The organism is Amycolatopsis sp. NPDC043887, assembly GCF_056435665.1.
Window position 1 is genome coordinate 90945 of record NZ_JBWKEB010000024.1, and the last position, 13390, is coordinate 104334.

Annotated in this window: 12 protein-coding genes and 1 pseudogene; 6 read left to right on the forward strand and 7 right to left on the reverse strand. The window is 69.2% G+C overall.

Annotated features, from left to right (window positions below):
- Positions 1–11: 11 nt before the first annotated feature.
- The 4 genes from AC069H_RS39350 to AC069H_RS39365 all read right to left on the reverse strand — a co-directional run bounded on the left by AC069H_RS39350 (position 12) and on the right by AC069H_RS39365 (position 3591).
- Positions 12–1220 carry a cation:proton antiporter gene (locus tag AC069H_RS39350; protein WP_340684157.1) on the reverse strand — a complete coding sequence of 403 codons (1209 nt, stop codon included), beginning with the start codon at positions 1218–1220 and terminating at the stop codon, positions 12–14.
- Between the two features lie 42 nt (positions 1221–1262).
- Positions 1263–1574 carry a hypothetical protein gene (locus AC069H_RS39355; protein WP_478235703.1) on the reverse strand — a complete coding sequence of 104 codons (312 nt, stop codon included), beginning with the start codon at positions 1572–1574 and terminating at the stop codon, positions 1263–1265.
- Between the two features lie 49 nt (positions 1575–1623).
- Positions 1624–2019, reverse strand: a complete 396-nt coding sequence (locus AC069H_RS39360; protein WP_478235704.1) for a GNAT family N-acetyltransferase — start codon at positions 2017–2019, stop codon at positions 1624–1626.
- 102 nt (positions 2020–2121) lie between these two features.
- Positions 2122–3591 carry an APC family permease gene (locus AC069H_RS39365; RefSeq protein ID WP_478235705.1) on the reverse strand — a complete coding sequence of 490 codons (1470 nt, stop codon included), beginning with the start codon at positions 3589–3591 and terminating at the stop codon, positions 2122–2124.
- Between the two features lie 189 nt (positions 3592–3780).
- Between AC069H_RS39365 and AC069H_RS39370 the strand changes: the two genes are divergently transcribed.
- Positions 3781–4422, forward strand: a complete 642-nt coding sequence (locus tag AC069H_RS39370; protein ID WP_340684161.1) for a GOLPH3/VPS74 family protein — start codon at positions 3781–3783, stop codon at positions 4420–4422.
- 187 nt (positions 4423–4609) lie between these two features.
- Here the strand turns inward: AC069H_RS39370 and AC069H_RS39375 are convergent, their stop codons facing one another.
- Genes AC069H_RS39375 through AC069H_RS39385 form a run of 3 tightly spaced genes read right to left on the reverse strand, consistent with a single transcriptional unit; the run spans position 4610 to position 6783 of the window.
- Positions 4610–5602, reverse strand: a complete 993-nt coding sequence (locus AC069H_RS39375; protein ID WP_478226490.1) for a PHP domain-containing protein — start codon at positions 5600–5602, stop codon at positions 4610–4612.
- 18 nt (positions 5603–5620) lie between these two features.
- A complete protein-coding gene (locus AC069H_RS39380) occupies positions 5621–6124 on the reverse strand; it encodes a metallophosphoesterase family protein (RefSeq protein WP_478235714.1) in 504 nt (167 codons plus the stop codon).
- Complete coding sequence (locus tag AC069H_RS39385; protein ID WP_478235706.1) at positions 6124–6783, reverse strand: GntR family transcriptional regulator; 660 nt, start codon at positions 6781–6783, stop codon at positions 6124–6126. The genes AC069H_RS39380 and AC069H_RS39385 overlap by 1 nt, the downstream gene beginning before the upstream one ends.
- A 35-nt stretch (positions 6784–6818) precedes the next feature.
- Here AC069H_RS39385 and araD point away from each other — a divergent pair, with 35 nt between their 5' ends.
- From araD to AC069H_RS39410, 5 genes and pseudogenes are all read left to right on the forward strand, one after another.
- Positions 6819–8537 carry an L-arabinonate dehydratase gene (gene araD, locus AC069H_RS39390; protein WP_478226492.1) on the forward strand — a complete coding sequence of 573 codons (1719 nt, stop codon included), beginning with the start codon at positions 6819–6821 and terminating at the stop codon, positions 8535–8537.
- A 149-nt stretch (positions 8538–8686) separates the two neighbouring features.
- On the forward strand, positions 8687–10489 hold the full coding sequence (locus tag AC069H_RS39395; RefSeq protein WP_478235707.1) for a VanW family protein: 1803 nt from the start codon (positions 8687–8689) through the stop codon (positions 10487–10489).
- Between the two features lie 134 nt (positions 10490–10623).
- Complete coding sequence (locus AC069H_RS39400) at positions 10624–11835, forward strand: MFS transporter (RefSeq protein ID WP_478235708.1); 1212 nt, start codon at positions 10624–10626, stop codon at positions 11833–11835.
- A 140-nt stretch (positions 11836–11975) separates the two neighbouring features.
- On the forward strand, positions 11976–13190 hold the full coding sequence (locus AC069H_RS39405; protein ID WP_478235709.1) for a GGDEF domain-containing protein: 1215 nt from the start codon (positions 11976–11978) through the stop codon (positions 13188–13190).
- Positions 13191–13298: 108 nt separating this feature from the next.
- Positions 13299–13390, forward strand: a pseudogene (locus AC069H_RS39410) (IS5/IS1182 family transposase); the annotation flags it as partial.

Genomic DNA, 13390 nt, shown 5'->3' on the forward strand with positions numbered 1-13390 from the left:
AGGCCTCCTCGTCACGTCGCCCTGGCCGGCTCGTCGCGGCGGGTCGAGCCTCGGACAATACTCGCCGGTAGCAACCAGGTGAGTTTCTCGGAGCGGATGACCGCGACTGGACCGATCACGGCCAGCAGGAGGACGTAGCCCGCGACGAACGGCGCGACCCGAGAGTCCAGCCCGGCCGCGGTCGCCATCGCCGCGAGCACGAGTGAGAACTCGCCGCGGGTGAGCACGGTGAGCCCGATGTTCACGCCGGCCTGGCGGCCGAACCCGTGCAGCCGCGCGGCCAGCGCGCCGGCTCCGAGGTTCAGCACGATCGTCAGCGCCACCGCGATCAGCACCGGCACGACCACCGAGCCGACCGCGTTCGGATCGATGCTGAGCCCGAAGATGAAGAAGAACAGCGCGCCGAACGCGTCCCGCAGCGGGAGCACCAGCTTGTGGATACGCGGCGCGACCTTCGAACCGCCGAGCATCATGCCGACCATGAACGCGCCGATGGCGTCGGACACGCCGACCTCTTCGGCGACAGCGGCACCCATCACCGCGACACCGACGAAGCAGACGGTGAGCAGCTCGTCGTCGGCCGAACCGAACAGCTTCGACACCACCCGGCCACCCCACCGGGCGAGCGCGGCCATCACGATCAGGAACGCGAAGGCCTTGCCGAAGTCGGCGAGCGCCGAACCGAAGCTCCCGGCGCCGGACAGCACCGGCTGCAGCAACGCCAGGTACAGCGCGAGGAACAGGTCCTCGATCACGATGATGCCCATGATCAGCCGGGATTCGGGATTGTTCATCCGGCGTGATTCGAGCAGGAGCTTGGTGACGATCGCGGACGACGAGATACCGATGGCACCGGCGATGACCAGCGCTTCCCTGGTCCCCCAGCCCAGCAGGAAGCCGAACGCGAGGCCGCCGCCGATGTTGAGGATCAGGTAGATCAGCCCGGACCAGACGAGCTTGCGCCCGCCCTTGGCCAGGTCGTCGAGGGAGAATTCGAGGCCGAGGTAGAACAGCAGGAAGACGAGACCGAGCCCGGCGAGCACACCGAGTTCGGCCGGATCGTCTACAAGGGACAGTCCGGGAGTGTTGGGGCCGAAGACGAAACCGGCCAGCATGAACAAGGGGATGGTCGGCAGCCCGATACGGGCGCCCGCTCTGGCGATGACACCGGCGGCGAGGAACGCCCCGCCGACGGCCAGCAAGGCATGACCGGAACTCATGGAGACCTCCGATGGTGGCTGATGCGGCGATGTGAGAACCGGTCAGCGCGGAGGAGCCCGTGCGGGCGCCTGGGGCACCGCTCGGGTGATGACGACGGGTTCGCCCTGCTCAGGGGCGTGGCCGGCGTCCGGGAGGTCGACGGTCTCCGCTTCGGCGGGAGCGTCGGCGAGGGGAACGGCTTGCCCGCCGTGGAAGGCGGGCAGCGGATGGGTCGCGAAGACGGCGACGGGATCTTCCATCGCGGTCCGCCCGTGCCCGTGGGGAACGGTCGGCGTGACGAAGGCGAAGACGAGCAAGATCAGCAGGAAGAAGACGGAACGGTGCCGCGTGGTGGGGGCACGGTTCGTCGTCATCTGCCCGCCACTTTACCAGTCCTTTATAGACATATCGACGAGAGATCTGTCACGGCTCGCGCCACATCGGCCGCATCGGCGGCCCGCCCTCGACCGCGAAAGCCGGTCCGTGATCGCGGAAACCCAGCCGCCGGTACAGTTTCGCGCTCTCCGCGCTGCTCGCCTCCAGGTACGCGGGCACCGCACCGTAGCGGTCGAGCCCGTGCTTCAGCAACCGTGCGCCGATCCCTTGCCGCCGCGCGGTCTCGCGGACGCCGATGAACTGCGCGTGGTGGTACTCGCCGCTGGGAGCGTGCTCCGTCATCAGCTCGAACAACGCCGTCAGCCTGCCGATTTCTTCCCCGGTGAGCCCGGCGAACGCGTCGTCGTCCAGGTCCTCCTCTCCGGCCGGCGTCCAGAGGACGGCGCCGGACAGGTCGCCGGTGACGTCGCCACCGCGCGGCACTCGTCCCTGGGAAGACCCACGCGCTGACCGGGTCGTCGTGGAACGCCTCGGCAAGCACGTCGACCACGGTGTCCATTTCGGACGGTTCGGCGGCCCGGACGATCATCGTCCCGCTCTCAGCGCGACGGGTTCGTCCTCTTCGAGCGGACCGCCGATGGCGGCGTACGTCTCGGGATCCTTTGTCCGCAACACTTCCGCGCGCAGGAAGCCGGCCAGTGCCGCGACGAGCACGAGACCGGGCAGCCCCCAGCGCAACAGGAACGTCCCGGCCGGGCCGAGCAGCAGATCGAAGTTGAGCAGGATCAGCGCGAGGACGGCCGACAGCGCGAGCATCGCCGCCCCCGGCGCGATCCAGCGGCGCCAGGCGTTTTCGGCGTCGCGGCGCCGTTTGAAGAAGCCGATCACCGAAAGGGAGACGGCGATCATGATCACCACGACACCGGTGGACGCCGTCGTGCCGAGCCAGGTGAACAGTTCGGTCACCGGATCGCGGCCCGCGATGGCGAACAGCGCCACGACCACCAGCGCGAGCGCGGTCTGCGTGAGCGAACCGGCCACCGGCGCGCCGGTGCGTTTGCTGGTCTTGGCCAGTGAGCGCGGCAGCAGCCCTTCCCTGCCCAGCGCGAAGAAATACCGCGCGACGGCGTTGTGGAAGCTCAGCAGCGCCGCGCACTGGCCGGTCACGAACAGCGTGTACGCGACATCGGAGAACGTCTCGCCGAGGTGCTCGCCCGCGAGGTTGAACAGCACGTCCGGGCCCTGCGCGGCCGCGGTGGTGACGATGACGTCCGGCCCGGTCGCCACCGCCAGCGCGAGCGACGAGACGACGTAGAGCACCGCGGTGAGCCCGATCGCCGCGTACGTCGCGCGCCCGACCGTGCGGCTGGGTTCCCGGGTCTCCTCGCCGTAGGTCGCCGCGCCCTCGAAGCCGATGAACGCGGCGGCGGAGAACGCGAACACCGCGCCCACACCGGTGGTGAACAGGCTCGACGGCTCCAGCGGGGCCCAAGAAACGGTGCCGCCGGCCGGATTCGCGAACAACGCGATGTCGACGATCGCGACGACGGCGACTTCGAGGCACAGCGCCACGCCGAGCACCTTGGCGTTGAGATCGACCCGCAGGACGCCGAGCGCGCCGATGATCAGCACCATCACCAGCGCGCACAGCCACCACGGCGGCGGGGATCCGGTGAGCGTGCCCAGCCAGGTCGACACCGACCAGCCGAACAGACCGTAGATGCTGATCTGGATGGCGTTGTAGGAGATCAGCGTGACGAACGCGATCCCGGCGCCGGTGGATTTGCCGACCCCGTTGGCGACGTAGGGGTAGAACGCGCCCGCGTTGGTGATGTAGCGGCTCATCGCGGCGTATCCGACCGCGAACAGCCCCAGGATCGGGGCGAGCAGGAGGAACGACAGCGGCACACCGATGCTGCCGGTGACCGCGTAGTTGGTCGGGACCCCGCCCGCGATGGCGAACAGCGGGCCCGCCGCGGCCACCACGAAGAACACGATCTGGGCGGCTCCGAGCCGTCGATGGCCGAGACCGCGCCGCGGTCTTTGCGTACCCATGAACCCGTCCCCCCGGACGTCGGTTTGGCGCTGAAGATTCTTGATCTTGCGAGAGCCATCCCACCCTAGGGCCGGCCACTTCGGCGAGGTACGTCCGTTCAGGCTAAAAACGGGCCTCGGGTCGCAGTGGTCCGCGCGCTACCGCTACTTTGGCCGTCCCGCACTACAACGCCGGAGGGCGTGCCATTCATGCGTCGGCTGACCTTGGTCGATTCCCTGTTCTTTCTCGCCCACGACGAGTTCACCGGAAAACCCGCGCTGCGCGGCACGGGACTCGGCATCGGAATTGCCGGTTCCGCGCTCTGTGATCTCCTCCTCGCCGAGCGGATCACCGTGGAACGCAAACGAATCCGGCCGCTTTCGCGCCGCGGCCTCGCCCATCCACCGCTGGATCGGGTGTTCTCGGAAATCCTCCGCGAACCCGAGCGGCACACCGTCCGGGAATGGGTCGGCCATCTCCGCCACGATCTCGGGGGAACGGTCGCGGTGAACCTGCTCGCCGCGGGAGTGATCGACCGCGAAACCGACCGGATGCTCCTGCGGAAGAATCACCGGTATCCGCCACGGGATCTGCTGATGTCGACGGCCGCGCGCAGCAAGGTGCGGGCGGCCGTCCTCGGCACCGAACAGCCGGATCCGCATTCGGTCTGCCTGGCCCTGCTGGCCTGGACCATCGGTCTCGACGATTTCTGCGAACCGGAACTCGACCGCGCCGGCCTGCGGGCCTGGGCCGGGTCCACGCACCGGGAACTCCCGAAGGCGCTCGCCGAACTGATCTCGGGGGTGGACGCGGTGAGCGCCGCCGTCGTCTACACCGGCGACAGGCGATGACCCCTCGTGTCTGGAGGGACGACACGACCGCGGCCGGGTTCCGCCACGAGTCGTCCGCCCGAACACGCGAAACCGCCACCCGCGCACCGGCAGAACCTACTAAGCGAGCGTGGCGGTCCCAGAGGTAGTGAAGGCCTCCTTCCCTACCCTCAAGGTAGGCAAGGAGGCCTTCACGGACCGGCCCGCCTCACGAGGCCAGCAGGTCCTCCGCGGTCCGCGTGTTGATCACCCGGTCCGGCTCGATCCCCAGCTCGGTGGCCCGCGCGCAACCGTAGACCAGCCAGTCCAGCTGCCCCGGCGCGTGCGCGTCGCTGTCGATCGCGAAGTCGCAACCCAGGTCCACGGCCAGGTTCAGCAAGCGCGTCGGCGGGTCACGGCGCTCGGGACGCGAGTTGATCTCGACGGCGACCCCGTTGTCCCGGCACGCGGTGAACACCGCCTCCGCGTCGAACTCCGACTCAGGCCGCTTTCCACGGCCTCCCATCACCAACCGCCCAGTGCAGTGACCGAGCACGCGAACCCGCGGATGCCGCACCGCGGCGATCATCCTCGGCGTCATCTCCTTCGCGGGCATCCGCAGTTTCGAGTGCACGCTCGCGACGACGAAGTCCAGCTGTTCCAGCAGTTCTTCCTCCTGGTCCAGCGTGCCGTCGAGGAGGATGTCGACCTCGATACCGTGCAGGATCCGGAACGGCGCCATCGTCTCGTTCAGTTCCGCGACGACGTCCATCTGCCGCCGCAGCCGTTCCGGCGAAAGGCCGTTGGCGACGGTCAGCCGCGGTGAGTGATCCGTCAGCACCATCCATTCGTGGCCGAGCGCGCGGGCGGCCTCCGCCATCTCCTCGATCGGGCTTCCGCCGTCGGACCAGTCCGAATGGGTGTGGCAGTCGCCGCGCAACGCCGCCCGCATCGGGCCGCCGTCGGGCAGCTTCGGCTCGCCGAGCTTCTCGAAGTACGCGGGACGGCGTCCGGCGAGGACGTCTTCGACGACGGCCGCGGTCGCCTTGCCGATATTCGGCAACGCGGTCAGCGTGCCCGCCTCGGCGCGTTTGCGCAGGTCGTCGGGCTTGACCTTGGCGATCACCGAAGCCGCCTGCCGGAACGCCCGCACCCGGTAGGTCGGCTCGCCCGCGCGCTCCAGCCGGAACGCGATCTCCCTCAACGCCTGCGCCGGTTCCATGGCTACCTGTCTACCCGGTCAGCGGCGAGGCGGCAGCTCATGAAGAGCTACGTCGTGCAGCTCGCCGTCGCGGATCTCGGCGGTCTGATAGGTGCAGAACGGCTGACGCCGCCGGTCGGTCGGCGAGCCGGGGTTCAGCAGGCGCAACCCCTTCGGTGTGACCGTGTCCCAGGGGATGTGGCTGTGCCCGAACACGAGGACGTCGGTGTCCGGGAACTGTTCGTCACAGCGGCGCTCACGCCCCTGCTTACCGCCGGTTTCGTGGATGACCGCCAGGCGGACGCCGTCGAGGTCCGCCCGCGCGATCTCGGGGAGCCGCACCCGAAGGTCCTCGCCGTCGTTGTTGCCGTAGACCCCGATGAGCCGCTCGCTCCGGGCCTCGAGTTCGTCGAGCAGGGTGACCTCGACCCAGTCACCGGCGTGGATGACGACGTCCGCCGCCTCGACCTCGCGCCAGACTTGGGCCGGCAGCACCTTCGCGCGCTGAGGCAGATGCGTGTCGGCGATGAGCAACAAGCGCATCATTCGTCGCCGATGGTCTCGAGGATCCGGTCCAGGAAGTCGCCGATGTGGGCGCGCAGCAGCCCCGCCGCGCCGTCGGCGTCACCTTTCTTCGCCGCCGCCAGCACCGCCTTGTGCTCGGCCCATTCCCTGCGCCAGCTGGGATTCGCCGCCCAGCCGACCACGCTGATCAGCGCCGCGCGGTCCTTGAGGTCGTCCAGCATCGAGACCATCAGCGGATTGCCGCAGCCGCTGTAGAGCGCGCGATGGAACCGGCGGTTGAGCAGGCTGAGCGCCGCCTGATCCTTGGCCGAGATCGCCGCCGACGCTTCCTTCAACGCCTCCGCGGCGTCTTCGAGCAGGTCCGGCGAGCGGCGTCCGACCGACCGGCGCACGGCCTCGGGCTCCAGCACCATGCGAACGTCGTAGACGGACTTCGCCAGCTCCGCGTCGACCACGCACACCGAAGCGCCCTTGTACGGGCTGAAGGTCACCAGTCCCGTGTTCGACAGCACCTTGAGCGCCTCACGGACCGGCGTCTTCGACACCCCGAGCCGGGCCGCGAGTTCGGCTTCGACCAGTGGCTGGCCGGGCTTCAGCTCCCTGGTGAGGATGCCGCGGCGGATCTCTTCGAGCACCACTTCGGTCCGTGAAGCGGGCAGGCTGAAGGTCGAAGGCATGGGGCGATCATATATGAGATGCCATACTCACGGTCATGAGGAACCCTGAGGAACTCCGAAGCCACCGCTGGTTCGGCGGCGACGAACTGCGCGGTTTCAGCCACCGGGCCCGGAGCAGGCAACTCGGCTACAACCCGGAGGAGCACCTCGGGAAACCCGTCATCGCGATCCTCAACTCCTGGAGCGACATCAACCCCTGCCACATGCATCTGCGAGAGCGGGCGGAACAGGTCAAACGCGGGGTGTGGCAGGCGGGCGGCTTCCCGCTGGAGTTCCCGGTCGCGACCCTGTCGGAGACCTTCCAGAAGCCGACACCCATGCTCTACCGGAACCTGCTTTCGCTGGAGACCGAAGAGATCCTGCGGTCCTACCCCGTCGACGGAGCGGTCCTCATGGGCGGCTGCGACAAGACGACACCGGCGTTGCTGATGGGCGCGACGAGCGCGGGACTGCCCGCGATCTTCGTCCCCGCCGGCCCGATGTTGCGCGGGCATTGGCGGAACGAAGTGCTCGGCAGCGGCACCGACATGTGGAAGTACTGGGACGACAAGCGGGCCGGGCTGATCGGCGACGAGGAACTGTCCGAATTGGAGCGTGGGCTGGCCCGTTCTCCCGGAACCTGTATGACGATGGGAACCGCGTCCACCATGATGTCGGTCGCGGAGGTGCTCGGCCTGACCTTGCCCGGCGCCACGTCGATCCCCGCCGTCGACTCGGCGCACCACCGCATGGCCGCGGCGAGCGGCGCGCGCGTCGTCGAAATGGTGTGGGAGGACCTCACCGTCACGAAGATCCTCGACGAGCGCGCGTACGCCGACGCGATCACCACCGTGCTGGCGCTCGGCGGCTCGACCAACGCCGTCATCCATCTGATCGCGATGGCCGGGCGCGCGCGGATCCCCTTGTCCGTCGACGATTTCGACGCGATCGCGCGCCGGGTCCCCGTGCTGGCGAACATCCGCCCCGGCGGTGACTGGCTGATGGAGGACTTCTACTACGCCGGCGGGCTTCCCGGCCTGCTCTCCCGGCTGACCGACCTGCTGCACACCGATCGGGTCACCGTCACAGGCCGGACTCTCGGCGAAAACCTGGCTTCGGCGCGGGTGCACGACGACGACGTCATCCGTACGCGTGACAACCCGGTCGCCGCCGAGGGAGGGGTCGCGGTGCTTCGCGGCAATCTGGCGCCGTCGGGCGCGGTGATCAAGCACATCGCCGCCGATCCCCGGCTGCTCGTCCACACCGGACCCGCGGTGGTCTTCGACGACTACGAGGACTTGAAGAACCGCGTCAACGACCCCTCGCTCGGCATCACCGAGGATTCGGTCCTCGTCCTGCGCGGATCCGGCCCGCTCGGCGGCCCGGGGATGCCCGAATACGGGATGCTGCCGCTGCCGGATCACCTGCTGGCCAAGGGCGTCCGGGACATGGTCCGCGTTTCCGACGCCAGGATGAGCGGCACCGGTTACGGCGCGTGCGTGCTCCACGTCGCGCCGGAATCCCACGTCGGCGGGCCGCTCGCGCTGGTCCGCGACGGTGATCGGATCACTTTGGACGTCCCTTCGCGACGGCTGAGCCTCGACGTCGATGATGCGGAATTGCAACGTCGCCGGGCGGAGTGGACCACACCCGCCCCGCGGTACGAACGGGGTTACGGCGCGTTGTACGCCGAACACATCACGCAGGCCGACGAGGGCTGTGACTTCGACTTTCTCGCCAGAGTGGGTGAAAATCCCGAACCTGACGCCCAGTGACCACCCGACGGAGTGACCCGCTCACCCAACCGGGCGAGTTGCACGACCACAAAACGCGCCCCGTATCTTGAACCTACGTCCGGAACGTGTGGAAGGCCCGGACGTTGGATCACGACGCCCGGCTACGCCGGACCGTGGAGGGTGGAGAGTTGCCGCAGGAACCGCGCTGGCCCGAGTCCCACGCTGAGCAGACGGACATTCTCCCGGTCGTCACGCCCGGGTTCGCGGAGTCTGCCACGCCGGAGGAGCCCGCGCCACCGAAGCGCCGTCGCAGCTACCGCAAGGCCGCCTTCATCGGCGGCGGCGTGTTCGGCCTGCTGGTCGTCGCGTACGCCCTCGACGTGCTGGTCTCCCAGGGCAGCGTCCCCCGCGGCGTCACCGTCGCCGGGGTCGACGTCGGCGGGATGGACCGCGCGGCGGCCGAGACGGAGCTCCGCGGCGGCATCGAGCCGCGGCTGACCAGGCCGGTGAAGGTCGTCGCGGGCGACGCCGAGGAGTCGCTGGCGCCGAACAACGCGGGGCTGCGCCTCGACTGGCCCGCCACCCTCGACCAGGCCGGTGACCAGCCGCTGAACCCGTTCACCCGGATCGCGTCGTTCTTCTCGACCACCGAGGTCGGTGTCGTCACGCAGACCGACGACGCCAAGCTCACCTCCGCGCTGGAGAACCTGCGCGACAAGGTCGATCGCGACCCGGTCGAGGGCACCGTGCGCTTCGAGGAGGCCAAACCGGTCGCCGTCGAGCCGAAGACCGGGCAGAAGCTCGACGTCGAAGCCGCCAAGAAGACCATCCTGGAGCGCTGGGCCGGCGGCGAGCCGCTCACGCTCGCCGTCACCCAGACCCCGGTCAAGGTCTCACCGGAGGCCGTCCACGCCGCTCTCGAGCAGATCGCGAAGCCCGCCGTGGCGTCGCCGATGGTCGTCAAGGGCGAGGGCAAGGACGCGATCGTCAAACCCGAGCAGATCGCGGCCGCGCTGACCTTCGAGCCCGTCGACGGCGGCGTGCTGAACCCGAAGGTGGACAACAACAAGATCATCGAGGCCGCGGGCCCGCAGCTGAAGTCCACCGAGAAGGAGGGCAAGGACGCGCAGATCGTCTTCGAAGGCGGCAAGCCGACCGTGCAGCCCTCCGAGGACGCCAACGTCGTCGACTGGGAGCCGAGCCTCAAGCCGGTGCTCGACGTGCTCAAGCGCGCCGCTCCCCGCGAGCTGCCCGTGACCTACAAGAAGACCCCGGCCAAGGTGACCACCGAGCAGGCGAACCAGCTCGGCATCAAGGAGGTCGTCAGCGAGTTCAAGACCGGCGGGTTCGCGCCGGACTCGGGGACGAACATCCGGGTCGTGGCGCAGAAGGTCAACGGCGCCATCGTGAAGCCGGGAGAGACGTTCAGCCTCAACGGGTTCACCGGGCCGCGCGGCACGGCGCAGGGCTACGTCGAGGCCGGTGTCATCAAGGACGGCGCGCCCGGCCGCGAGGTCGGCGGCGGGATCTCGCAGTTCGCGACGACGCTGTACAACGCCTCGTACTTCGCCGGTATGAAGGACACCGAGCACAAGGAACACAGCTACTACATCAGCCGTTACCCCGCCGCGCGCGAGGCGACCGTGTTCCAGAACCACAGCGGCGGCAGCGTGATCGACCTGAAGTTCACCAACGACACGGACACCGGTGTCGCGATCCAGACCATCTGGACGCCGTCGGACATCACGATCCGGCTGTGGGGCACCAAGAAGTACACCGTCGAGTCGATCCCCGGCGGCCGCACCAACTCGTCCGAGCCGCCGACGAAGCCCGGCCCCGCCGAGAACTGCAAGCCCAGCAACGGCGCGCCCGGCTTCACCACGTCGGACACCCGGGTCATCAAGGATGCCGCGACCGGCCGCGAGATCCGTCGTCACACCAGGAACGTGCACTACAACCCGCAGCCGAAGATCACCTGCGGCACGGAGTAGCTCCTAGCGCGTGAAGGCCCCCTTCCCTCGGCTGAGCCGAGGGAAGGGGGCCTTCACGCGCTTCGCGGTTTCACCACGCGCGTCCGGAGCGGTACGCTCGGTGACTCACCCGACCTGGCGGGGGTGGTCACCTCGTGGAGTCCAAGGCGACCTTCCGGCAGATCCTCGCGGTCGGCGAACTGCGGGCGATCTGGTTCGCGGAACTCCAGTCGATCCTCGGTGACCAGGTGACCAGGGTCGCCCTGTCGGTGCTGGTGTTCGAGCGAACCGGTTCGGCGACCTGGCCCGCGCTGACCTACGCGCTCACCTATCTGCCCGATCTGATCGGCGGGCCGCTGCTCGGCGGTCTGGCCGACCGGTTCCCGCGCCGCGCGGTGATGGTCTGCTCCGACGTCGTCCGCGCGCTCCTGGTCGCGGTGCTCGCCGTCCCCGGCATCCCGTTGCCCGTGCTCGCCGCCGTGCTCGTGGTGGTGCAACTGGCCAACGCGCCGTTCACCGCCGCGCAGGCCGCGGTCCTGCCGTCGGTGCTCAGCGGGGATTCCTACGTCCTCGGCCAGTCCCTCATGAAGATCACCAACCAGGTCGGCCAGCTCGCCGGATTCGCCTTGGGCGGCGCGATGATCGCCGCGATCGGGCCGGGCCGCGGGCTGGCACTGGACGCGGTGACGTTCGGTGTCTCGGCGATCGTCCTGCGGCTGGGCGTCCGCGCCCGGGCGGCTTCGGGAGCGAGCGGACCGGCGACGTCGACCCTGCGGCGGCTTTCGGCCGGTGCCAGGACGATCTGGCACGATCGACGGCTGCGCGCGCTGGTCGGGCTGGCGTGGCTGGCAGGGTTCGTGATCGTGCCGGAAGGGCTCGCCGTGCCCTACGCCGCGGAGATCGGCGGCGGCGCGGCGACGGCGGGACTGCTGCTCGCGGCGCATCCCGCGGGGATCGTGCTCGGGGTGTTCGCCTTGGGCCGTCTGGTGCGGCCCGAAGTCCGGTTGCGCATGGTCGGCGGGCTGGCGCTCGGCGCGATCGTGCCGCTCGCGGCGTTCTGGTTCCGGCCCTCGCTCCCCTACGCCGCCGGACTGCTCATGCTGTCCGGGATGTGCGCGGCCTACCAGGTCACCGCGAGCACCACGTTCATGCGGCTGGTCCCCGACACCGAACGAGGCCAGGCGTTCGGCCTCGCCGGGTCGGGACTCATCGCCGTGCAGGGAATCGGGCTGATCGCCGGCGGCCTGCTCGTCGGCGTGCTCGGTTCACCCGCGACGACGGTCTCGGTCATCGCACTCGCCGGTCTCGTAGTGGCTGTTCCGGCCACCCGGGCTTGGCGCCACGTGGCCCCGCTTCACCCCCTTTGACCGGAACGGGGTATTCACCAGTTCTGCCCGCGCATGGAGCTCACCCCCTCCACTTCCCCGATCCGGTCACGCGTGGTGCACCCCCCGCCTACCCATACAGCGTAGTGACACCTAGTATCCAACCGATTACGTTCGTCTCCGTGGCGCTAACGAATTGGGCGCTGTGGCGGCTACCCAACCGCGGCTTGATCGGCTTCGTCCTCCTGGTGGACGTCGCGGCGATCGCCGGATCCGCCTGGTCTTTTCTCTGGATCCCGTTCACTCGGGGCGACGCACTCCCCTTCGCGATCCTGATCGTCAGTGCCGTGGCGTACACGGAGTTGTCGCGTCCGGTCGAGCGGGTGCGGGAACGGTTCGCGGGAACGCCGCACATCTCGCTCGACAGCGTGTGGACGTTCGCGGCCGTGCTGCTGGTGCACCCGGCGCTCGCCGCGCTGGTCATCGCCGTGTCGTTCTTCTACCGCTGGTTCCGCGGGCAGCCGAACCCGTTGTTCCGGCGGATGTTCTCCACCTCGGCGACCGTGCTCTCGGGGTTCGCGGCCGCCGCCTTCCTCTCCCGGTACGCGGCCCCGTTCGACATGCTCCCCCGCGACGTCTCCGCATTCGGGTCGATCGTCGCGGCGGGCGGGGTCTTCCTGCTGGTCAACACCGTGCTCATGACCATCGCGGTGCACTACGGCACACCGCACGAGCGGCTGCGCGACGCGCTGGCGAAGCCGTTCGAATACGCGCTCGAAGCGGCGACGATCGCGCTCGGCGTCATCGTCGCGTGGGCTTTGCGGGACTGGCCGGTGATGCTGCTGCTGGTCGTCGGGATCACGCTGGTGCTGCACCGCGGCGTCCTGCTGCGGCAACTGAAACGGCAGGCGCGCAGCGACGCCAAGACCGGACTGCTCAACGCCAAGGCGTGGCGCGAAGCGGCGGCCGACGAACTCGACCGCGCGCGGCGCGCGGGGCGGCACACCAGCCTGCTGATGGTCGACGTCGACCGGTTCAAACTGATCAACGACCGGCACGGGCATCTGGTCGGCGACCGGTATCTGGCGGCGATCGCGGAAACGCTGCGCACCGAGGTGCGCGGCACGGATCTGGTCGGGCGGTTCGGCGGTGAGGAGTTCGTCGTCCTGCTGCCCGGCACCCCCGCCGTCCACGCCCACGCGATCGCGGAACGGATCCGGTCGAGCGTGGCTTCGCGTGCCGGTGACCTGCCCGAGCACGTCACCGTGTCGATCGGCCTCGCCGACCGGCCGGGCGTGACCGACCTCGACGCGGTGCTCGCCGTCGCGGACCGGGCACTCTATGAGGCGAAGAACACCGGGCGGAACCGGACGTCGGGCTACCAGGTGACCGGCTGACCCGCCCCGCGCGTTTCGTCCTCTGAATGCCTAAGGGGTCCTAACAGAATGACCTTGGGGTGTGGTTTGATGCCGTGTCTCGTTGATCTTCGGTGAGAGGTGGGTTGGGTGGGGCAGCGGCGTCCGTGGGAGGTCGACGACGGTCTGTGGGAACGGATCGAGCCGTTGTTGCCGCGGGTGGAGCGTCGGTTTCGACATCC